Source organism: Azospirillum lipoferum 4B (assembly GCF_000283655.1).
Taxonomy (GTDB): domain Bacteria; phylum Pseudomonadota; class Alphaproteobacteria; order Azospirillales; family Azospirillaceae; genus Azospirillum; species Azospirillum lipoferum_C.
This window is the reverse complement of the sequence record NC_016586.1, coordinates 50,341-69,805: the sequence shown is the minus strand read 5'-3', so window position 1 is coordinate 69,805 and position 19,465 is coordinate 50,341. Positions and strand designations below refer to the sequence as shown.

General features: G+C 68.3%; 14 protein-coding genes. 5 read left to right on the top strand and 9 right to left on the bottom strand.

Annotated elements, in window-relative coordinates:
- Positions 1 to 4: 4 nt before the first annotated feature.
- Genes AZOLI_RS18755 through AZOLI_RS30460 form a run of 3 tightly spaced genes read right to left on the bottom strand, consistent with a single transcriptional unit; the run spans position 5 to position 4,391 of the window.
- The gene (locus AZOLI_RS18755) at positions 5 to 2,032 is read right to left on the bottom strand and encodes an AAA family ATPase (protein WP_014188718.1); all 2,028 of its coding nucleotides are present in this window, start codon (positions 2,030 to 2,032) and stop codon (positions 5 to 7) included.
- Positions 2,029 to 2,682 carry a hypothetical protein gene (locus AZOLI_RS18750; protein ID WP_014188717.1) on the bottom strand — a complete coding sequence of 218 codons (654 nt, stop codon included), beginning with the start codon at positions 2,680 to 2,682 and terminating at the stop codon, positions 2,029 to 2,031. The genes AZOLI_RS18755 and AZOLI_RS18750 overlap by 4 nt, the downstream gene beginning before the upstream one ends.
- A gap of 23 nt (positions 2,683 to 2,705) precedes the next feature.
- Positions 2,706 to 4,391 (bottom strand): SIR2 family NAD-dependent protein deacylase, encoded by a 1,686-nt coding sequence (locus AZOLI_RS30460; RefSeq protein WP_162488313.1) that lies wholly within the window; start codon positions 4,389 to 4,391, stop codon positions 2,706 to 2,708.
- A 935-nt stretch (positions 4,392 to 5,326) separates the two neighbouring features.
- Between AZOLI_RS30460 and AZOLI_RS18740 the strand changes: the two genes are divergently transcribed.
- The 4 genes from AZOLI_RS18740 (at position 5,327) to cas6 (ending at position 11,263) form a co-directional block, all read left to right on the top strand.
- The gene (locus tag AZOLI_RS18740) at positions 5,327 to 6,448 is read left to right on the top strand and encodes a TIGR03986 family type III CRISPR-associated RAMP protein (RefSeq protein ID WP_014188715.1); all 1,122 of its coding nucleotides are present in this window, start codon (positions 5,327 to 5,329) and stop codon (positions 6,446 to 6,448) included.
- 942 nt (positions 6,449 to 7,390) lie between these two features.
- The gene (cas1, locus tag AZOLI_RS18735) at positions 7,391 to 9,409 is read left to right on the top strand and encodes a CRISPR-associated endonuclease Cas1 (protein WP_014188713.1); all 2,019 of its coding nucleotides are present in this window, start codon (positions 7,391 to 7,393) and stop codon (positions 9,407 to 9,409) included.
- A gap of 14 nt (positions 9,410 to 9,423) precedes the next feature.
- The gene (cas2, locus tag AZOLI_RS18730) at positions 9,424 to 9,711 is read left to right on the top strand and encodes a CRISPR-associated endonuclease Cas2 (protein ID WP_014188712.1); all 288 of its coding nucleotides are present in this window, start codon (positions 9,424 to 9,426) and stop codon (positions 9,709 to 9,711) included.
- A gap of 565 nt (positions 9,712 to 10,276) precedes the next feature.
- Positions 10,277 to 11,263 (top strand): CRISPR system precrRNA processing endoribonuclease RAMP protein Cas6, encoded by a 987-nt coding sequence (cas6, locus tag AZOLI_RS18725; RefSeq protein WP_162488312.1) that lies wholly within the window; start codon positions 10,277 to 10,279, stop codon positions 11,261 to 11,263.
- 21 nt (positions 11,264 to 11,284) lie between these two features.
- Here the strand turns inward: cas6 and AZOLI_RS18720 are convergent, their stop codons facing one another.
- Both AZOLI_RS18720 and AZOLI_RS18715 read right to left on the bottom strand, forming a co-directional pair.
- The gene (locus AZOLI_RS18720; RefSeq protein WP_014188710.1) at positions 11,285 to 13,894 is read right to left on the bottom strand and encodes a CHAT domain-containing tetratricopeptide repeat protein; all 2,610 of its coding nucleotides are present in this window, start codon (positions 13,892 to 13,894) and stop codon (positions 11,285 to 11,287) included.
- Positions 13,891 to 14,331 (bottom strand): hypothetical protein, encoded by a 441-nt coding sequence (locus AZOLI_RS18715; protein WP_014188709.1) that lies wholly within the window; start codon positions 14,329 to 14,331, stop codon positions 13,891 to 13,893. Before AZOLI_RS18715 ends, AZOLI_RS18720 begins: the two co-directional genes overlap by 4 nt.
- Positions 14,332 to 14,595: 264 nt before the next feature.
- Between AZOLI_RS18715 and AZOLI_RS18705 the strand changes: the two genes are divergently transcribed.
- Complete coding sequence (locus tag AZOLI_RS18705) at positions 14,596 to 15,459, top strand: LysR family transcriptional regulator (protein ID WP_014188708.1); 864 nt, start codon at positions 14,596 to 14,598, stop codon at positions 15,457 to 15,459.
- A gap of 37 nt (positions 15,460 to 15,496) precedes the next feature.
- On the opposite strand, the gene AZOLI_RS18700 is transcribed toward AZOLI_RS18705, so the two are convergent.
- From AZOLI_RS18700 to AZOLI_RS18685, 4 genes are all read right to left on the bottom strand, one after another.
- The gene (locus AZOLI_RS18700) at positions 15,497 to 16,495 is read right to left on the bottom strand and encodes a TrbI/VirB10 family protein (protein WP_014188707.1); all 999 of its coding nucleotides are present in this window, start codon (positions 16,493 to 16,495) and stop codon (positions 15,497 to 15,499) included.
- A complete protein-coding gene (locus AZOLI_RS18695; protein WP_244442608.1) occupies positions 16,492 to 17,142 on the bottom strand; it encodes a TrbG/VirB9 family P-type conjugative transfer protein in 651 nt (216 codons plus the stop codon). The genes AZOLI_RS18700 and AZOLI_RS18695 overlap by 4 nt, the downstream gene beginning before the upstream one ends.
- Positions 17,143 to 17,218: 76 nt before the next feature.
- Positions 17,219 to 18,220: a hypothetical protein gene (locus AZOLI_RS33310; RefSeq protein WP_014188705.1), complete on the bottom strand. Its 1,002-nt coding sequence runs from the start codon at positions 18,218 to 18,220 to the stop codon at positions 17,219 to 17,221.
- Positions 18,217 to 19,461: a type IV secretion system protein gene (locus AZOLI_RS18685; RefSeq protein ID WP_014188704.1), complete on the bottom strand. Its 1,245-nt coding sequence runs from the start codon at positions 19,459 to 19,461 to the stop codon at positions 18,217 to 18,219. Before AZOLI_RS18685 ends, AZOLI_RS33310 begins: the two co-directional genes overlap by 4 nt.
- Positions 19,462 to 19,465: the final 4 nt, after the last annotated feature.

Below are 19,465 nucleotides of genomic sequence, written 5' to 3'. Positions count from 1 at the left end.
TCCGTCAGAAGCGCGCCAAGGCGTCCTTGAGGCCGAACATGCCGGCCGGATCGGCGCTGGGCTCCACCGTCATCTGCTCGATGTCCGGTCCTGCCTTCTTTGACCACCCCTTGAACCGCAGCATGCGCATCGTCCGTCTTGTCGGCGGCACCATAAGGTCGGCGACCATGTTTATCATATCCTCATGGTGGCAGCAAAGGAACGGCTGTCGCTTTACACGTGTATTCTTCTTGCCTTCAGCCCCATATGCGAGTTGCCGCCACATGACGGTCTCCCGCGTAAGGTTGGACAGGTCATAGGCGGTGGAAACATCGTCCAGCAGGATGACGCGATGACCGAGACGGCTGGTCACCGCCTGATTCTGCGCCAGCAGCAGCGACATGGCGACCTGCGCCCGCTGCCCGGTGGAGAAATGGTCGAGGCCCCGTTCCCCGTCGTCTCCCGTCGTGGGTTCGAAGGTCAGGGACTTCCGGTCTTCCCCACGCGCACGGGTTTCCTGGCTCAGCTTCAGGGGGATCATCCCCTCGACGAGGCTGAACCGGCGCAGGACCGTGTTGGCGCGCCGTTCGAGATCCTCGCGCAGGGGTTTGCTGAGCGGCAGCGCGTCGTCGAGAAATTTCCGTACCCCTTCGGCCGCCTCGCCGGCGGCGATCAGGAAGTCGTTGGCCTGTCGTCGACCTTCCTTTTCGTGGTCGAAGCGGTATCGCTCCCAACGGTTACGCCATGCGTCATCCAGGGACTTGCGGGTCTGCCTCAGGGAATACTGGACCGTCTCCAGCCGGCGGACCGCCTCGCTGGACCGTGCCTGTTCCAGTTCCCGCGTCAATTCGGCGATGCGCTGGTCGAGGACCAGCCGCCGCTGTTTTGCTTGTCGCCGGGGGTCAAGCCAGACGGCCAGGATGCCGGCGCATTTCTCCGCCTCCAGCGGCACGACCCGCGCGAACTCGTCCGCGATCCGCCGGAGTTCGTCGCGGGAACCGGGCGGCGGAGTTCGCCAAGCCTCCGCCCGTTTGGCCAACAGGCGGAACAGGGTCAGGAGATCGATGTCGACGTACCCGGTGCCGCCTCCCGCCCAATCCAGTTCCTTGTCCAGGTTAGGGTAGTGCCGTTCGATGGTGGCCCGCTCCGCCGCCGCCGCGTCCAGTTTCTTCTGAAGTTCCCGCGCCTCGGCGGAGGCTTCCACCGCAAGTTGCCTGAACTCCTCGATCGCCCCGTCCAACATGGTCAGCAGGCGCTCGATAAGGTTTTCCATCAGTCGGTCGCCCGGGATTTCCGCAGCGGGATAGCCCATGCCCGACAGCCACCCCCGGGCGAGGCGTTCGACAGCCTCCCGGGCCGTGGCGGGATCGGTGACGACGTCCTCGGTCAGTGGCGTCCATCCGTCCCCCATCAGGTCGGCGATCTGTCGCAGTTCCTCCTGCACCGGGCGCCAGGCGTCGACCAGGGTTGCATCCAAGGTTTCGAGGGCGTCGCCGACCCATTCGCCGCGCAAGTCCTTGCCTTGGGATGCGGCTATCAAGGATTCTTTGATCGGCTTGAGCTGCTCCTCGATGTCGATGATCGCTTGTGGCTTTGGTTCGAGAACATCGCGCAACGTCAGCCCCTTGGCCTCGCGATCGAACAGGAAACCGACGCGGTCCTGGTAGAAGGCGCAGAGTCTGGCGCGGAGTTCGGGGTTGATCTGATTTTCCCCAGGCAACGCGAAAGGCCGTTTAATCTCGTCCTTGATGTCCATGGCAAGGGAGCATGTCTCGCTCTCCTCGGCCATGCATTCGGCGGAAATCGATACCGCGCTGCCTGCCTCCCGGTAGACCGATCGAAGTTTATCGGCGCTGTCATGGATGTTGTAGCCAGTAAGCAGCAGCGTCAGCGCGTCGATCAGGCCGGTCTTGCCGTGGCCGTTGGGGCCGACGACCAAAACGAAATCCGCATCGCAATTGAGCGCATGCGTCCCGGTGTAGCCCCTGAAATTCTGGATTTTCAGAGACGTGATCCGCGAGATCGCGCCTTTCGTCGTGACCTCGATGCTCATCGCCGGGACTCCTCGACCATGCGCCGCGCCGCCTCGACCTGATCGCCCACCCAGCCCCCAATGATGTCGCGAATGTTCGGGTTTTCGTTCCGCGTCGCGCCTTGAACGACACTGCGTATCACCTCGAGCAGGGAGGCGTCGGGTCCGGAGACGCCGGTGCGGGCCTGTTCCTCCATGATCTTCGCCAGATACTGCTCCAAGGTCTGCTGTTTCGCGTCCTCCGTCATCAGTTCCTCCACCTCGGGCGACAGCAGATCCTTCAGCCGGAGTTCGACTCTCTTCTCCTCCACCTCGGCGTAGAGCGCGAAGGCCCCCCGGTGCCAGCCCTGGTCAGCTCCCCAGCGATCGAGAAGGCCCCGCTCCTCCTTGTCGGCGGCGATCACCAGGCAGACCACGGGACGGGCGACGCCGTAGTCCAGCAGGGTCTGCGACAGGCGCCGGAGGTAACGGTACAACTCCCGCTTCATCTCCGACTGCGCGGTCTCAAGATCGCGACGCAGCGGCCGGACGATGGCGACCAGGCAAATCGGGCTGAGATGGATGGCTTCGCGTCGCCAGGACGGCCGGTCGGCGCGCTGGTCCTTCTCGTCGTCCTTGTCCGCGCCGACCAGGGGTGGTTCGATCTTCTTGCCTTGTCGTTCGGTCGTCATCCGGCACCCCTTTCGTCTCCCGTTCAGTTCAGCGCGGCGTTCGACCGCGACCGCAGGTCGGCGAAGGCCCCGCGAAGGGCGGCGCCGAAGCGCTCCGGCGATCCCGCCGCCCGGATGGCGTCATCCAGCGGCAGCACGGCGTAGCGCCCGATGTGCACCGGGGCGCCGGGGTCGGTGCCGCGCCGTTCGACCAGCCGGCCTTCGAGCGGTCCGGAGGTCGTGCCGGGTACCGCGATCAGGCGGACAAGGCGGGTGCCACCGCCGCTCCAGGGTCGCTCCCTCAGGCTCTCGATGGAGTCCCCACCGATCAGCCCGACTTTCAGAGGATCGCCCGCGTCGGATCCTTCCGCGAATTCCAGAGTCGGCTCAGGATCCGATGAAGAGGGTTTCGCCAGAAGCAACAGGAGCAGGGTCGCCAGCACCTGCAACGGCTCCTCCCGCAGCGGCAGGTACCAGCCGTCCGGTACCGCCGGGGATTGCGGAGCGTGCATTCTCCACAGCAGGCGGAACAGGGGTTGGGTCGTTGCCTTGCCGAAAGACAGCGCCTCCCGGACCGGGTCGGATGGCGGACTCGCCGGATCGCCGTGTATCCCTGGGCAGATCTGTTCCTTGAGGAAATCCGTCCAATGCCGGAAATTCGGCACCAGATTCCTCAGCCAGACGGTCAGTACCTGATCGATCTGCTCAATGGCGCGCTTCGCCCAACAACGGACGAACAGATCCGCCATGAAGTCGCTTGCCGTCAGAAGATTGTCTGCCCTGGCCTTTGGGCCGATCACGTTGCGGCAAACGACATCCAGATCCGGCATCAACTCCGCTGTCCCAACCGTTGGATTCGCGTGGGCGTGCAGGAAGCCGAGCATCACCTGTCGCTGGTTGAAGCTGAGCTTGCCGTCGTGGCTGTGCAGGAAGGGGGCGTTGGGCAGGGCCATCGCGTCGACCGGGGGAGTTCGGCCGGAATCGCGGCCGAACTCCTCCATCAGTGTCAGGGCGGTGTGGCGGATCTGCGGTTCATCGCTGCCGAAGCCGGAAAACATCAGGGTCCGCGTCCGCGCCCGATCCTGAAACAGGTCGCGGGCCCAGTTCTCCCGCCGGAAGCCCTGCAACTGCCGTTCGGTGAGGACGATCCGCTCCGCCGCCGTCTCCAGTTCCGCCCGTTTGGTCGGGTCGACGGCGGCGAATTCGCGGGCGCAGCCATTCACCTTGTAGATCAGCAGATGGCCCGGGCGCTGATGTGCGGCCGCGTAGGTGCGGTAATGCTGCAACGATGTCACCACCGCGCGGCTTTCGCCCGCTCGTTTGCTTGCGGGGCCGAAGCTCTGGTCGAAGGCCGTCTCGATGCAGCAATCATAGTTAGTGGTGATGACCTCCTCCACCAGACCCTCGCGGGCAAGACCGGCGAGGTACCGATGACTGGGGAGGGGAAAAAGTTTCTGGTAGTCGGCGATCCCGGCGGCATGGCACACCGCGACCGGCCCAGACAGCCATGTCAGCCATTCCGCCAACCGGTCGAGGGTGGCTGTATCGATCTCGTCAAGAAGGGCGCAATGCGTGGGATTGCCCTGGCACGGCGGCTGCGTCGCCAGGATGTTCCTGATCGCCACCCTGAGCAGGTCTGGCATACAACTCCGGGAAGAGCGCCAACCCGCCGGGTGCAGCGCATCATAACTGAAACCGGCGCCGACGAAGGGCACGACGCTCCGGTTCATCACCCGCTCCACCAATCGGGGAAGCGCGTTGTGCGGTCCTGTCGTCATGGCTTCAAGTCAATATGGTCCAGGTCGTGGGAGTGCTCCACCCATTGTTGCAAATAGGTGGGCACCGCCGTTTGATGATAATGCCGATTCTCTTATAGTTGCAAGATGCATGGGGAAATTCAAAAAAATGATGTTTGAGACATTTCACCCTTCCTTATTCGTATTTTTCGTGCACCAAATGTTAAGTATGCGAGCTAAACGATGCCATGCTTTTACTCACGCGTGTCAAAGCTGCGCGATGTCGCGATAAAGAGGGTGTTGGGCGACCTTATTCAAGGTGCCCAGCGAATGCGATTGATTGAGGCCGCAGTCCCAAATTGGCAGCATGGCCACCATGGTGATCATGTGGGTGTCCGCTCACCAGTTTCCCCAGACGAGTCCACAAATCACAGAAACCCACAAACAGCACTGGGCTGGAAACGGAGTGCCTGCCGGCTGGGTGGCGAACGTGTCCGTGAGTTGGCGGCAAACCGCGACCCGATTGCGGGAGCTTGACGGCCGCGGCACGCCGCTCTGCGGGAGTGAGCGAACGGCCCGCTCCTCCTATGCCGGCAGACGTAAGCATACGAAAGCTTAAGCCTTGCCATGACCGCGATGGCTTTCTAGACCAACGGGCAAAATGCATACGTACGTCCGCTGAACAGCCGGGCCACGCGCGCGTGCCTCCGCCGCCCCGGCGAGTCCCTTATGAACGTTGCCCGCGCCTGTGCTGATTTCCTCACCCACTGCCGGGTGGCCAAGAACCTGTCGCCGCATAGCCTGCGCGCCTAAGCAGGTTTTCCGAACTCCGCCCACGAATGGGCGGGCTCGGAAAACCTGCAAAACCATAGAGTCCGCAGGTTTCTCCAGGCCGGGCCTGTGGCCCGATCTGGAGAAACCTGCTTAGGGTGCGGGGCCTCTATCCGGTGATGATTTCCCGCGACCTCCATGACGTCGCGCCGCTCGGCCTGCTGGACCGGTCCTTGCGGCCGGCCACCGGGTTGGGCGAGTTGTCGCCCGCCGACCGGGTGTTCGGCTGGGTCAATCAGGCCGGCAACGGCGCCTATCGCGGCAATCTGCGGCTTGGGCCGATCGACCCGCTGGACGGCGCGGAGTCGGTGGAGCGGTTCGACCGCCCGTTGCCGCTGGCAATCCTCGGCCAGCCAAAGCCCCATTACGGGCGCTTCTACGTCGCCAGGACCCGGCAAGGGCAGCCGCAGCCCGCCGGGTTGGAGCGGCCGGACACCGCCTATCGGGAGGGGAAAGGACTGCGCGGCCGCAAGATCTATCCCCATCACCGGGATCTGCCGCAGGGCTATTGGCAGGATGCCGCCGGCGACGACGGGTCCCGCCCGGTGGCCGGCAACCGTTACCGCGACTATCTGCGGGCGGAACCGGCGATGCCGAACGACCCCAATGACCAGCGCGCGGACCGCCAAAACCGTTCCATCGAGGGTTGGGTGAAGCCGGGCAGCCGGTTCCGCTTCGACATCCACGTCACCAACCTGTCAGCCGTCGAACTCGGCGCGCTGGTCTGGCTGCTGGATGGCTTGCCGGACGGCGCGGTCCATCGTCTGGGCGGCGGCAAACCGCTGGGCTTCGGATCCGTTCGGCTGCGGATCGCCGGCTGGAACGTCCATGACGGCGCCGCGCTGCGCGACCGCTACGTCACGCTCGCCGCCGGATCGCCCGCCGCCACGGATAGGGACGCCGCCGTTTCAGCCTTCCGGCAGGCGGTGACAACGGCATCCGGCGCCCCGGTGTTCGAGCGGGCGCCCTGGATCGCCGCCTTTCTCACCGCGGCGCGAGGCATCGGTTCCGACACGGTGCCCGTCCATTATCCCCGCGCGGCCCAGCCCGGCGAACGCCACCCACGGCCACGGTCGCGCGCTGAGAATTTCCGCTGGTTCCAGGAGAACGACCGGCCGGGCGGCCTGAGCGCCCTGCCCTCCCTCGCTTTGCCGCAGGGTCAGGACGACCCGCCACCCCTGCCGGTCTACGTCAAGCCGGTCTCCGTCAAAAGCGAGTGATCACGGCGAACGGACGCGGCCAAGACGGCACGGCTGAACGGAATCCGGGCCGACCGGCTCCCCGATGCTTCCCGCGAAGCCGCGCAAGCGGCGACGTCGGCCCTCTCACCCGCGAGGAGAGGGCTGGGTGAGGGGCTTTGCGTCCGGACCGCGGGAAAGACCTTCCGCTTCGCAATCTGGAACGCCTCCGGCCTCCTCATGACCTGTTCCCCAGGGGCTAGTCGGAAGGGCCATCACGTCCAAAGGCGCGATTGACCTGAGTTTGTTGCCCGGCCGGATCGCGCCGCCTGCGCGGGACGGTCGATCCAAGACATGCTATCCGCTCCCAAACGCGGAGACTGACGTAAAACAATTGATTACCACAACGAACTGAACGACCGAGCGTTTCAATCCGCTCCCAAACGCGGACCCCGGCGGAACCAGCAGCCTCGCCCACACACACCACGGACGGCACGTGTTTCAATCCGCTCCCAAACGCGGATACCGGCGGAACTCTTCCCGAAGGAGCCCACCCGATGACCGCCCCGACCGTTTCAATCCGCTCCCAAACGCGGACACCAGCGGAACGCAGGACACCGGCGTCAACGGCTCGTCCAACACCGCCCAAGGGTTTCAATCCGCTCCCAAACGCGGACACCGGCGGAACGTCGAACTCCAACTCAACGAACCGAAGCTGCTGCGTATGTTTCAATCCGCTCCCAAACGCGGACACCGGCGGAACAGTGCCCCTCGCAGTCCTTTGATTCAAGTTGCTTTTTCAGCCGCCTTTCCACGCATCCTGTGGATAAAAAAGCCGGAAACGCTATTTTTTGGTTAAGATCCACCATCAAACACACCAAATCCCGATAGCAATCAACGTTCTACACATCCTTCCACACCAAACTTGACACAAACATCCACAACCGCGATCCTCCGCGCAACGTCCTTGCGCGCGGCCTCGCCATGCCCACAGCTCCGCCCGACAACGCCGATCTGTTCGAGGAGGTCACGCGACTCGATACGCTGGAGCGCGCCTGGGGGCGGGTGCTGCGCAACGCCGGGGCGGCCGGGGGCGATGGGCTGACGGTCGGGCGCTTCGCCGAGGCGGCGCCCTCGCGGCTGCTGGCTCTGCACCGCACCTTGCGGATGGGCGATTACCGGCCGGGACCGCTACGGCGGCTGTCGATCCCCAAGCCGGACGGCGCCCTTCGCCCGCTCGCCATTCCGCCGGTGACCGACCGGGTGGCGCAGACCGCCGCCGCGCTGGTGCTGACCCCGTTGCTGGATGGCGAGTTCGAGGATGCCAGCTTCGGCTACCGCCCCGGCCGTTCGGTGCCGCAGGCGGTGGCGCGGGTGGCGCGCTGGCGCGACCAGGGCTATGACTGGGTGGTCGACGCCGACATCGAACGCTATTTCGAACGGGTCCCCCACGACCGCCTGCTGATCCGGCTGGAGCGGTCCATCGGCGCCGGGCCGCTGACCGAGCTGATCGCCGTCTGGCTGGAAAGCGGGGCGGAGAACGGCGTCGGGCTGCCCCAGGGGTCGCCGCTGTCGCCGCTGCTGTCCAACCTCTACCTCGACGATCTGGACGAGGCGCTGGACGGGCGCGGCCTGCGGCTGGTGCGCTTCGCCGACGATTTCGTCCTGCTCTGCCGGTCGCGCGAGCGGGCCGAACGCGCGCTCGACCATGCCGCCGCCGTGCTGGAGGAGCATGGGCTGCGGTTGAACCGCGACAAGACGCGGATCGTGCCGTTCGACCAGGGCTTCCGCTTTCTCGGCCATCTGTTCGTGCGCTCGCTGGTGCTGCCCAGCCCCCGCCCGGATGACGGCGAGGAGACGGAGGGCGACGCCCTGCTGCGCGCGCTGGCCATCCGCGACGCGGCGGCCGAGGCGGAGGAGGCCGCCGCCGAGGAGCGCGACCGCCAGTCCCGCGCCGCCGGTCTCGACCCCGCCCTGCGCACCCTGCATGTCCAGACTCCGCGCCGCCGCCTGGCCCTGCGCAACGAGGCCTTCACCGTGGTGGAGCGCGACGATCTGGGCGGCGAGCGCGAGTTGATCGCCATCCACCACCACCACCTCGACCGCATCGATCTGGGGCCGGAGGCCGACGCGGATGCGGAGGCGCTGCGCTGGGCGCTGGCGACCGACACCGAACTGGCCTTCGTCGACGGGCACGGCGCCACCCATGGCCGGCTGACCCGGCCCGAGGCGCGGCGCGCCGCCCTGCATCTCGATCAGGCGCGCCACGCGCTGGACGAGGGGCTGCGGCTGGACCTCGCCCGCCGGATCGTTGACGGGCGGCTGCGCAACCAGCGCGCCCTGCTGCGCCGGTTGAACCGCAGCCGCAAGCTGGGCGTGGTGGAGGATGCGGTTCTGGCGATCAACGCCCTGCTGCGTCGGCTCGACACCGCCGCCGACGTCGCCGCCCTGCTGGGGTTCGAGGGCCAGGGCGCCGCCCGCTATTGGCCGGCGCTGGCCGCACAGATCGAGGGGGAATGGGAGTTCGAGGGGCGTCGCCGCCGTCCGCCGCCCGATCCGGTGAACGCGGTGCTGTCCTATCTGTCCGGCCTGCTGGAACGCGACGTCGCCGCGCTGATCGCCCGCCACGGCCTGCACCCCGGTTTCGGCGTGCTGCACAGCCCGCAGGACCGCCACGACGCCGGCATCTACGACCTGATGGAGGAATTCCGCGCGCCGCTGATGGAAGGGCTGGCGGTGACGCTGTTCAACCGCCGCACCCTGCGCCCCGACCATTTCAGCCGGCGCGAAACCGGCGAAGGGGAGATCAAGGGGTGCCGCATCGATCCGGACGCGGTCGGCGCCATCATCCGCGCCTATGAACAGTGGGTGCGCCGGCCGGTGGCCAGCCCGCGCGACGGCAAGCGCACGACCTGGCGCGGGCTGATCGGGTTCCAGGCGCAGGCTCTGGCCGCCCATGTCCAGGGGCGCGAGCCGTACCGCGCCTATGTCATGGATTACTGAAGGGGCAGCCGGGCATGAGCGAGACGCCGATGGTCATGGTGTTCTGCTATGACGTGGCGAACGACCGCCGCCGCCGCCGGGTTTCGGCGGTGCTGGAGGAATGGGGCGTCCGCGTCCAGAAAAGCGTGTTCGAGGCCCGGCTGACCGAACCCCAGGCCCGCGCGCTTCTGGCCCGCGCCGGCAAGGAGCTTGGACCGCGCGACAGCCTGCGCATGTACGCCCTGTCGGCGCACGGGTTGGCGCACAGCGCCGCGCTGGGCGGCGCCCCGGTGCCGGAACAGCAGGATTTCTGGTTGCTGTAGGGGGGAGGAAGCCGGCCGCGACAATTGGCTCTCGGCCGGGGGGATCATCTTCCTCGACGAAATCACGCGAGCGTTTCAATCCGCTCCCGAACGCGGATGCCGTCGCGACGAAAGCCCCGCTGATCTCCCCCCACGGCGGCTGAACGTTTCAATCCGCTCCCGAACGCGGATGCCGTCGCGACTCTTTTTCCCGGAGCCCGACATGACCAAGCCTGTATGGTTTCAATCCGCTCCCGAACGCGGATGCCATCGCGACGGTATCCCTCGCATCCGCTTGATTCAACGGGAAAATTCCCAACGGTTTCCACGCATGGTGTGGATAAAATCTCCAAAATCCCGGAAAAGTGGTTAACACCACCCAATGAACAGCCCAATATCCCAATATCTTCAATGGTCTACCAGCTCTTCCACACCAGATTTGAAACAACCGCCAAAATCCCACCCCCGTCCCGCATCATTCCGTTACCCCGCCGCCTGCCCTTCCTCCTCGCCGGATAGCCCGGAAAGGGGTACAACCGGCGCAAGACACAGCCACCGCGTGCCATTCCAGGAAAGCCCCATCGCCGTGCCGGACCATGCAGACACCGCCCCGCCGCTCGACCGCCGTCTGATGGAGCCGGCGGCGACGGTGCCGCTGGAGGAGCTGGCCGCCGGCTGGTTCCATCAGACGGTGACGCTGCGTTGTGCCGACGCGGCGGCGCTGGTCGACGATCCGGCCTTTGCCGGCCGGTTGCGCGGCGCCTTCGAGCGGGCGCTGATGGCCGGCGCCTCCGACGAGTCCCTGCGCGGCGCGCCGTGCCGGTGGGACCCGCCCTGCGCCTATGACGTGCTGGTGCGCGAGCATGGCAAGATCGCCAGCGGGCTGATCGTGCCGCGTCCGATGGTGCTGCGGGCCGAGGCGCGCGGGCGCGATCTGCTGGTCGGGCTGACGCTGTTCGGCTTCGCCTGCGACTGGACGCTCGCGGCGGCCGACGCGCTGACCGCCGCGCTGCGCACCGGCATCGCCCCGCCTCCCCGCCCGGCGGTGGAGGTGCTGACCGTCCGCGAGGCCCGTGCCGCCCACCGCCCCGGCGGCGGCGCCTCCCCACCCCCGTCCGCCGGCCTGCGCCTGCTCGGCCGGTCGGTGGAGAGTTTCGACGGCGTGACGGTGCCCGCCGCCGCCTCGGCGGTGGCGCTGGAGTTCACCACGCCGGTCTGCCTGCGCGGCTCCACCGATCTGCGCCACGGTCTGGCCGGCTTCGTCGGCACGCTGACCAACCGGGTGTTCGGGCTGGCCCGCTGGCAGGATGCCGGGATCGCCTGCGACCGCCGCGCCCTGCTGGCCGCCGCCGACGCGGTGCGGGTGGAGGCTGGCGACCTGAAGCGCGTCGACTGGCGCCGCGGTTCGGCCAAGCAGGACCGTTGGCTGCCGATGGAGGGGGAAACCGGCACCGTCTACCTGGAAGGCCCGCTCGCCCCCCTGCTGCCGCTGCTGGCCCTGGGCGCCCTGGTCCACGCCGGCGCCCGCACCACCTTCGGCCAGGGCGCCTACCGGCTGCGGGTGGTGGCCTGACGCGCGCTGCGCGGGCCGTCGTCACAGGGGGAAGACGTCATTCCGCGGCACCTCCGCCGCAAAGCCGAACAGGCCATAGCCGGCCCATTCGTACAGCGGCCGGTCACGGTGGCGCAGCATGGCTTGGCGCAACGCTTCGGCCTTTGACAGACCCTCAAGCAACCAGCCATGGTAAAAAGCGGCGACGATGTCCGGGGCCACGGCCCCCTCCCCCAGGATCGGCCAGAAGCTGAGCGCCGCCGCCGTCACCCGCTGGCTCAGCAGGACGCTGACGAGGCCGAGCGCCTCCTGGTTGCGCAAGGGGGCGACGCGGCCGGTGTCGCAGCCGCTGAGGAAGACCAGTTCCGCCGCCGTCTGCCGATGGGCCAGCGCCTCCAGCGAGACGAAGCGGTCCTCCCCGTCCGCCGACAGCGACAGGCCGCTGGCCGCCGGCCGCGCGGGATCGAACAGGCCATGCGCGGCGACGTGCAGAATGTCGGCCTCCAGATGGTCGAGCAGCGCCGCGCAGGTGTCGCCGGTGCCGATCGCCGCCGCCAGTTCCCGGCAGCCGGCACTCCGCAACAGCCGGCGAACCGCCTCGCCCTCGTCGGTGAAGCCGCGCCGCAGACCTTCGCCGTCGTCGCGCTTGCCACCGGCAGCGAGCGCGAAGCTGGCGGGCCGGCGCGCGCGGGCCGCCGCGGCGAGCCAGACCGTGGCGCTCGGTGCGTAGGAAACGGCGAAACGGTCGATGACCCGCCCGCCGCCGGCCAGCGGCAGAATGTGGAACGGCAGCCGCGTCGCGCCACCCGCCGGTGCGATCACCAGATGCCGGACATCGGTGCCCAACCGCTCGATCACCGGATGCAGGAGTCCCCGGGCCACCGGCTCCAGCCAATCGAAGGGATCGCCGGCCAGCAACGACCGCGCCCAGACGAGGCAACGGTCGAAGCGCGCCGCCGCCTCAACCAGCTCCCGCTCGCCGAGCGGCAGGGAAACCAGCACCGGTTCGGCGGCGCCATGCACCGCCACCACGCAGACGCTGCGTCCGGCCCGGTGATCGTATTCCAGAAAGGCGGTGCCCGGCGGCAGCGCCGCGCTCAGTTCGGCGAAGCCGGCGGGGGCGGCATGGCGATGGCCGATGGCGAACGCCTTGGCGGCCTGGAGACCGTCGAACAACGGGCCGGCGTCGCCGCCATCGATCAGCGCCCCGATCACCTCCTCGTACAACGCTTCATGTTGGGAGGAGAAGGTGAACTGGTGCAACGGGTCGTCGACATGACCGCGCAATTGCCGGTCGAGCGCGGTCATGCGGGCGAACAGGGCGACGGCCTCGGCCGTCTTGTCCGTCCGCAGGCGGACGACGCCCAGATAGCCGAGTCCGGACAGCAGCAGGTCGCCGTGTCCCGAGCGCTCGCACAGCGCAACGATCCGCTCGAACAGCTCCGCCGCGCGGTCGAGGCGGCCGGCCCGCAGCATCACCCGGCCGGCGCTGCCCAGCATCGCCAGCACCTCTTCATCGACACGTTCGGGCAGGCGCGGCACCAGGGAGTCGGCGATCTCCAGGGCGGCCGGCAGATCGCCATGGGCGATGGCGAACTCCAGGCGCAGCCGGCCGCGCGTCACCCCGTCGGGATCCACGCCGGTCCCGCGCGTGATCTTCTCGTATTGCGTCAGCCAATGCGCGGCCTTGGCGAATTCCCGCCGTCGCAGGTGGAAGAGGTGAAGGTTGCAGCAAGAGGTGGCGACGGAATGCCAGTCGCGCGTCCGGTCGGCACCGGTGGGGTTCAGCGCCAGGTCGAGGCAGACGCGCAGATGCCTTTCCTCCTCCTCGGGCAGGCCAAGCCGTTCGTGGAGCAGCGCCAGATTGCCATGCACGGTGGCAAGCTGGTCTTCGTCGCCCAGGCGCCGGCAATCCTCCGCCAGTTCCAGGAACATCGTCAGCGCGGTTCCGGTGTGGCCGAGCGCGCCATGCGCCAGAGCAAGGTTGGAGCGGGCCGAATGGCGCAGCCGGTCGTCGTCGATCTCCGGCAAGAGATCGGTATAGTGCCGCACGAGGTCGGCGTAACGCCCCTGGCGCAGCAGCACGACACCGAGGTTGACCGCCAGCGCGTGGCGGAGCAGCGGATCCGTGATCGGCGCATCCCCATCGAGAACCCCGCGCAGGCAGGCTTCGGCTGCGGCCGTGTCGTCGGTCAGCAGAAAATAGTTGCATTCCTCCAACGCCAGCGTGGGGCGCAGCCGGTCATGCCCACCGGATTCCAGCGCGGCGCGGGCGACGTCGAGCATGCGCCGGCCAAGTCCGAGATCGGCGCGTCGGGTGATCCCGGCCTCCGCCGCCTTGATCAGCGTATCGACCGCATCCTCGTCGAGCGCCGGCCGCAGTTCCTCCACGGCCTCCGCCAACCGGCCCTGGACATGCGCCTCCAACAGGCGCATGGCGAGGTCGAGATGCGACAGCGCCGCCCCGCCGGTCAGGGCGAGATGGCGGCGCGCCACGTCGAGCAACAGCGGCTCCGACGCGCGCGCCTCCAGCAGTTCGAAGAACAGCGGCCCCATGCCGGCGGCGTGCTCCTCGATCAACCGCTGAAGCGCTGTCTCGTCGGATGCGGCAAGAACCTGCCCGACCAGCCGTTCTGCCTCCTCGCGGGTCATGACTTCGTGGATTTCACCGACGTCACCAACTCGGCAAGTTCGCGCAGGACGGAGCCGGTCGTGATTTCGACGCCGCCGATCTTGACCCGGTTCTCGCCCAGCACGCGAAGCCCGACGATGATGGCCGCCAACACCCCGGCATGGTCCATGACATACTCCACCGCCGGCAGGAGTTGGGCGATCTCCGAAGCGCTCCGCACCACCTGCCGACGCCGGACCTCGTCGAGCATGTCGGACAGTCCGGGATCGGCCGCCAACACCGCCGGCACCAGTTCGGCCAGCAGTTCGGGAACCCGCTCGCGCGGCAACCGGCGCAACGCCTCGGCGACCGCCTCGGCCTCATCGGGCACCATGGCCGGCGTGCCGGTGGGCAGGCGTTCGGCAATCGCGGGAGCGTTGACGAAAAAGAATACGGCAAGCGCCGGATCGGTGGTCATGGACACGGCCCCCTTTGGTCGAAGACATCTTCTGCGCGCAAAGAGAATATCCAATTCCCGCCTGTGGCGCCATGCCGGCCGACGGGGCCGTCTGTCAAACGCATGCGTCGAAGAGACGGAGCCTGGTCGGACACCACGCTGTTGGAGCCCAGCCGCTCCTATGATCCTCTCCTGCCGGATGATCCAATCCCCGGTTTTGCCGAGTTCCCATTCCCTTGGAATGTCATGTCAGATACAGGCGTCTCGCCATGAGAGGAGATCGCCATGGATTTACGCCATCTCCGCCACGTCGACACGCTGGCCGCAACCGGCAGCCTGCACCGCGCCGCTCGCCACCTGGGACTCCGGCAGCCCGCCCTCAGTCAATCGATCCGTGCGCTGGAAGCCGATGTCGGGACTCGCCTGGTCGACCGCAGCCCATCGGGAACCCGCCTGACACCGGCGGGACGCGCCTTCCTGAGCGAGGTACGGCATATCTTGGCCGCTCTCGACCAGGCGATGGATGTGGCACGGCACACCACAGCCGCGGAGGCCGCGCCGTTGCGTCTCGGAATCACCAGCGACAGCGCCACCCATCGGCTCGCGGCTACGTTGCGCAACTTTTCGAAGGATGTGGTCATCAACGACGGGGACGTGGCGAACCATCGATCGTTGCTCGCCGAAGGAAGGCTGGACCTCGCCCTGCTACCGGCTTCAGCGATGACGGATCATGCCCATGGTGAAGCCCTGTGGCAGGAGGACATTCATCTGGTCCTTCCGGCAACTCACCCGCTGGCGGCGGACGGCGCCATCGACATCCACCGGCTGAGGGATCTTCCCGTGATCCTCGGCTCCGGCGACCATGCCAGCGCCGCCGATCATGCCCTGACCAGTGCCTGTCACGCCGCCGGAATCGATCTCCCTGCCACTCTGAGGGTGCATCATTTGGAAGTCCGGTTGATGCTGATCGCCGTTGGCCTTGGGGTCTCCGTCCTGCCCGCCGGCAGCCCGGTGCTGACGGGCGCGACCGGCATAGTCGGCCGGCCGCTCGCACCGCCGTTGAGCATAACCGTCGCCGCGGCGTGGCCGAAGTCGGGATTGACGTCGGCGGCCCAGCGTTTTCTCGACGTCGCCCGTTCCTTGGCGTGACGTGGTGATGCTCCGTTTCAGAATGAGACGCCGCCCTTCACGACCGGAAGTCGTCGGCCCGCAACGCCCCGCGCAGCACCAGAAGCAGCGGCTCGCCCGCCTCCAGGGTGATGACCGGCGCGCGTTCCAGCAGGTCCTTGGCCGCCCGGTCCAACGGGCTCTCCATGCCGCGTCCAAGAATGGTGCCGAGCAGACCGCCGCCACCGGTCAGCGCCGCCGAGGCGAGATCGACCGCGGTACTGGCGGCAATCAGCAAACCGGTCCCGACCCACGGCACCTCGACGGTGCCGGGCAAGCCGCTGGCCCCGGTGGCGTCGGCCGCCATGGCGACCAACTGAACCGTGTCGTTGCGCGGCCAGGGCCGGGTGATCACCGGCTTGGCGACCGCGATGCGCTTCTGGCCCTTGGTGACGGTGGCGCCGATCTCCATGGTCACCAGTGATCCCGCCGGCACCGCCAGGCAGGCGAAACCGGCATCCCAGACGTCGCGCGTGATCTGCGCGGTGACGATCCCGCCACGTTCCGTCACCACCCGGGAGATGGTCTGCGCCGCGATCGGCGTGCCGGGGGGCACGAGGCAATCCGACCCTGCGGCGGCGACGTCGGTCCGCCCCGGTGTTCCGGCGGGAGCGGCCTCGTCCGGCTCCTTGCGGCTCCAGCCCCCCACCCCGGCCTCCAGCGCCTTCTTGCGCAGCTCGTCGTCTTTCGCCGGGCTGTGCGCCTGGGGTTTCGCGGGTGCCGGCGACGCCTTCGGCGCCTCGAAGCGCGGCGTCGGCGATGGGGCCGGGGATGGTGGCGCGGACAAATCGGCGTAGCTCGGCAGCTTGGCGTCCGGCTCCCGCCGGTCGAGCAGGACCGACAGCTTCGGCACGTCACCGGCTCCCTGGCTACGGCCGAGCATATAGGCGGCCAGACCAAGACCGACCGCCACGGTCAGCACCAGGAGGATGCGCGCGATGTGCGGACCGGAGGTGATCACCCGGCGGCGCTCCAGCGGGTCGGACGGCACCGGCGCGCTGTCGGGGCGGTTGTTCATGGCCGGCTCCTGCGGATGTGGACCTCCTGGGCGCCCAGGCCCAGCAGCAGATGGTCGTGGATGCCGGCAACATGGTAGGTGGCGTTCATCCGGCCGTACTGCGCCGGCGTGCGGGTGCCGTCCCCGGCGATGCGCCACAGCACCGGCGCGCCATAGGCGCCGAGCGCGCCGGGGGTGAAGTTGATGATGGTGATCTCGCCGTCGTCACAGACCGGCGGCTGGCCGTCCGCCGTTGGAACGGGGCGCCACGCCGGAGTATCGCCGTCCAGGGTGTAGGCGCAGCGGCGGTCGCGGAAAGCCAGCTCGGTGGTGCGGTCGCGCGGCTCCGATGGGGAACCGCCGGTCAGGGCGGCGGGGCCGTTCAGCGCCGCCAGCCAATCCTCAGGATAGCGCCAGCGGACTTCGACATGATGGGTGCGCTTGTGGGTTTCGACGTTGAGGTCGTATTTGCGCTCGTTGGTGAAGACGGAGATCTGCTGGTTCAGTCCGGCGCGACGCGGCATGAAGGCGATGCACTCGGTGCGCCGGTTCCCCTTGCCGAAGCTGTAGGGCTGGTGCGGAATCCACACCTGGGCGCCGGGGGCGACGATGTCGCGCACCACCTCGCCGGGCTTGAGGCAGACCAGCGTCTGGTTGCCCTCGGCCATATAGACGAGATACTGCGCGTCGGGCTGGTACCAGTATTCGCAGCTCTTGCCCTGGAAGCAGGTCAGCGTCGGCAGGTCAAGGGCGGCCTCGTTGGCCTGCCCGACCCAGCCGCGGGTCTGCGCCCGTGACGGCCGGGGGGTGGGCTGTTCCCGGGGGACGCGCTCCGTCGTGGTGGGCGGAATGTGGAGGTCGGCCAGGGTGTAGGGCTGGGGCGAGGCGGCGGTGGCGGTGGGAGGCGGAATTGTCGTGTCGGTGCCGCAGGCGGCGAGCAGCGGCAGGGCGAGCCAGGGAAAGATCCGGGTCATGGCTGGGGCTCCATCGCGGGAGGCGAAGACGGCGGCGCGGCGTGAGGTTTGGCCGCCTCACGCGGCGCGAGCGCCAGCGCGTGCCGCTCGGCTGCGAGAAGCCGGAAATCGACACGCCGTCGAGCGCGCCGTCGCGCGGCGGGCCGTCCAGCGTCACCACCGCCGCGCTCATCAGCGCCCGGCTTTCCGGCTTGAAACGCCGGTAGACTGTCTCGGTCCACACCACATAGAAGGCCGAAGCGCCGGTTCGGGCGTCGGCTTCGCGCTCCTGGACGCGGATGTCGGCAACGTCGCGGGTCCAGCCCTCGGCCGGGTCGAGGTCGGCGGCCAGCAGGGCGTCCCATTTGCGTTCGGCCCCGCCGATCAGCCGGGCGCGGGCGGCGGCGCGGTCCTTGGCCAGCACCACCGGATCGGTGCCGATCTGGCGCTGCCAGCGGACGAACCAGGAGACCGCGTTGATCCGCGCACCCTTGGTGACGCTGAGGGTGGTGTCGAGCAGAACCAGGCTCTGGTGGCCGTCGAGCGCCTGCTCGACCCGGTAGACCGGCTTGGTGCGGGCGATCTCGACCAGCTGGCCGGCCATGCGCAGATTGTCCCAGGTCATCAGCCCACCCCAGGACAGGCTGATCACGACCAGCCCGAGGTACCAGCGTTTCAGGCGCAGCGCCTTGGCCTCGCGGCTGGCCCGGTAGGTCATGGCGTCCAGATAGCGGGCGCTGTCCGGCACGCCGGCCGGCGGCGGGTCGTAGGCGTTGACGACGCGCTGCTTCATTGGCCGTCTCCTGTGTCCGGGGCCTCGGGTTTCGGCCCGGCGCCGCCGCGGTACCAGGACTCCTCTCCGCCCCATCGCTGGATGAGCCGGCTGGCCTGTCCACGCGTCAGGTCGGCGGGATAGGTGCGGCCGGCGGCGAGACGGTCGAGCTGGCCTCGCTGGGCCTCGGTCATCGGCTTGTCCCAGCCGCCGCCCGAACGCGGGCTGGCGGCGGCCCCGGCCCGGAAGGTCCCGGCCGGGTACCGCCGGCCCGCCGCCGAGGATGCGGTGTCGGCTCCGCTGCCGACCGCGCCGGTGGCGCCGGTCACGATGCTGCGCAGGCCGCCCCAGGCGGTGGCGCCACTCGCCATGACGCTGCCGGCGGCGCCCGAGGACGCGGCGGCTCCACCGGCAACGCTGCGGGCGCCGAGCCAGCCGGCGGTCCACAAGGCGGCCAGCGCGGTGATGCCGTCCATCACCGGACCGCCGTTGACCAGACCGGCGGCGGCGCGCGGCGCCTTGATCGCCAGCACGAAGATGGCGGCGGCCAGCACCGCCACCCCGAAGGCCTGGTCCAGCGTCGGCGTGCCGGTGACGGTCAGATGGCTCAGGGTGGCGCCGCAGACGGCGATGATGGCGCCCAGCACCAGCAGCTTCATGGCCGAGGCCGCGATGTAGCCGATGGCGCGCTCGGCGACGAAGCTGGTCGGTCCCAACACGGCGAAGGGGATGGCGAGATAGGCGGCCAGCGACAGCAGCCGGTATTCCAGGAAGGCGAGAAACACCTGGATCGCCAGGATGCAGAAGCTGACGATCACCACCAGGGCCGAGAGCAGGTAGATGACGATCTCGACGAAGTTCAGGAAGAAGTCGACCGGCCCCAGCATCTCCTTGACCCGCAGCATCAGCGGGATCACCGCCTGGATGCCGAGATGGGCGATGGCGCCGGGGTCGTCCAGCGACATGCCGCCGCCGGAGCCGAGGCTCAGTCCCTGGTCGGCCGCCGCCCGCATCAGAGCGGCGGAACCCGCGGGGAACCAGTCGATGAGCGCGCCGATGGCGGCGAATTTCAGCAGCATGCGCAGGAAGGGGCCGTGCACCGCCGGCTTGCCCTCGAACAGCCAGAGCAGCAGGGCCAGGGTGTAGGACAGCGTCATCAGCATCCGCAGCGCGGCGTGGGCGTCCGGCCCGAGCAGGCCGAGGCCGGTGACCACGGCGGCTGTGAGCTGGTGCAAGGCGATCGACAGGCCGCTGACGTCCATGCCG

What these genes read in the sequence shown, in the direction of transcription:
- AZOLI_RS18750 (WP_014188717.1), bottom strand. Translation starts at nt 2,682, where the DNA reads ATGACGACCGAACGACAAGGCAAGAAGATCGAACCACCCCTGGTCGGC.
- cas2 (WP_014188712.1), top strand. Translation starts at nt 9,424, where the DNA reads ATGAGCGAGACGCCGATGGTCATGGTGTTCTGCTATGACGTGGCGAAC.
- AZOLI_RS18755 (WP_014188718.1), bottom strand. Translation starts at nt 2,032, where the DNA reads ATGAGCATCGAGGTCACGACGAAAGGCGCGATCTCGCGGATCACGTCT.
- AZOLI_RS18700 (WP_014188707.1), bottom strand. Translation starts at nt 16,495, where the DNA reads ATGAACAACCGCCCCGACAGCGCGCCGGTGCCGTCCGACCCGCTGGAG.
- AZOLI_RS18715 (WP_014188709.1), bottom strand. Translation starts at nt 14,331, where the DNA reads ATGACCACCGATCCGGCGCTTGCCGTATTCTTTTTCGTCAACGCTCCC.
- AZOLI_RS18695 (WP_244442608.1), bottom strand. Translation starts at nt 17,142, where the DNA reads ATGGCCGAGGGCAACCAGACGCTGGTCTGCCTCAAGCCCGGCGAGGTG.
- AZOLI_RS30460 (WP_162488313.1), bottom strand. Translation starts at nt 4,391, where the DNA reads ATGAACCGGAGCGTCGTGCCCTTCGTCGGCGCCGGTTTCAGTTATGAT.
- AZOLI_RS33310 (WP_014188705.1), bottom strand. Translation starts at nt 18,220, where the DNA reads ATGAAGCAGCGCGTCGTCAACGCCTACGACCCGCCGCCGGCCGGCGTG.
- AZOLI_RS18705 (WP_014188708.1), top strand. Translation starts at nt 14,596, where the DNA reads ATGGATTTACGCCATCTCCGCCACGTCGACACGCTGGCCGCAACCGGC.
- AZOLI_RS18720 (WP_014188710.1), bottom strand. Translation starts at nt 13,894, where the DNA reads ATGACCCGCGAGGAGGCAGAACGGCTGGTCGGGCAGGTTCTTGCCGCA.
- AZOLI_RS18685 (WP_014188704.1), bottom strand. Translation starts at nt 19,461, where the DNA reads ATGGACGTCAGCGGCCTGTCGATCGCCTTGCACCAGCTCACAGCCGCC.
- cas1 (WP_014188713.1), top strand. Translation starts at nt 7,391, where the DNA reads ATGCCCACAGCTCCGCCCGACAACGCCGATCTGTTCGAGGAGGTCACG.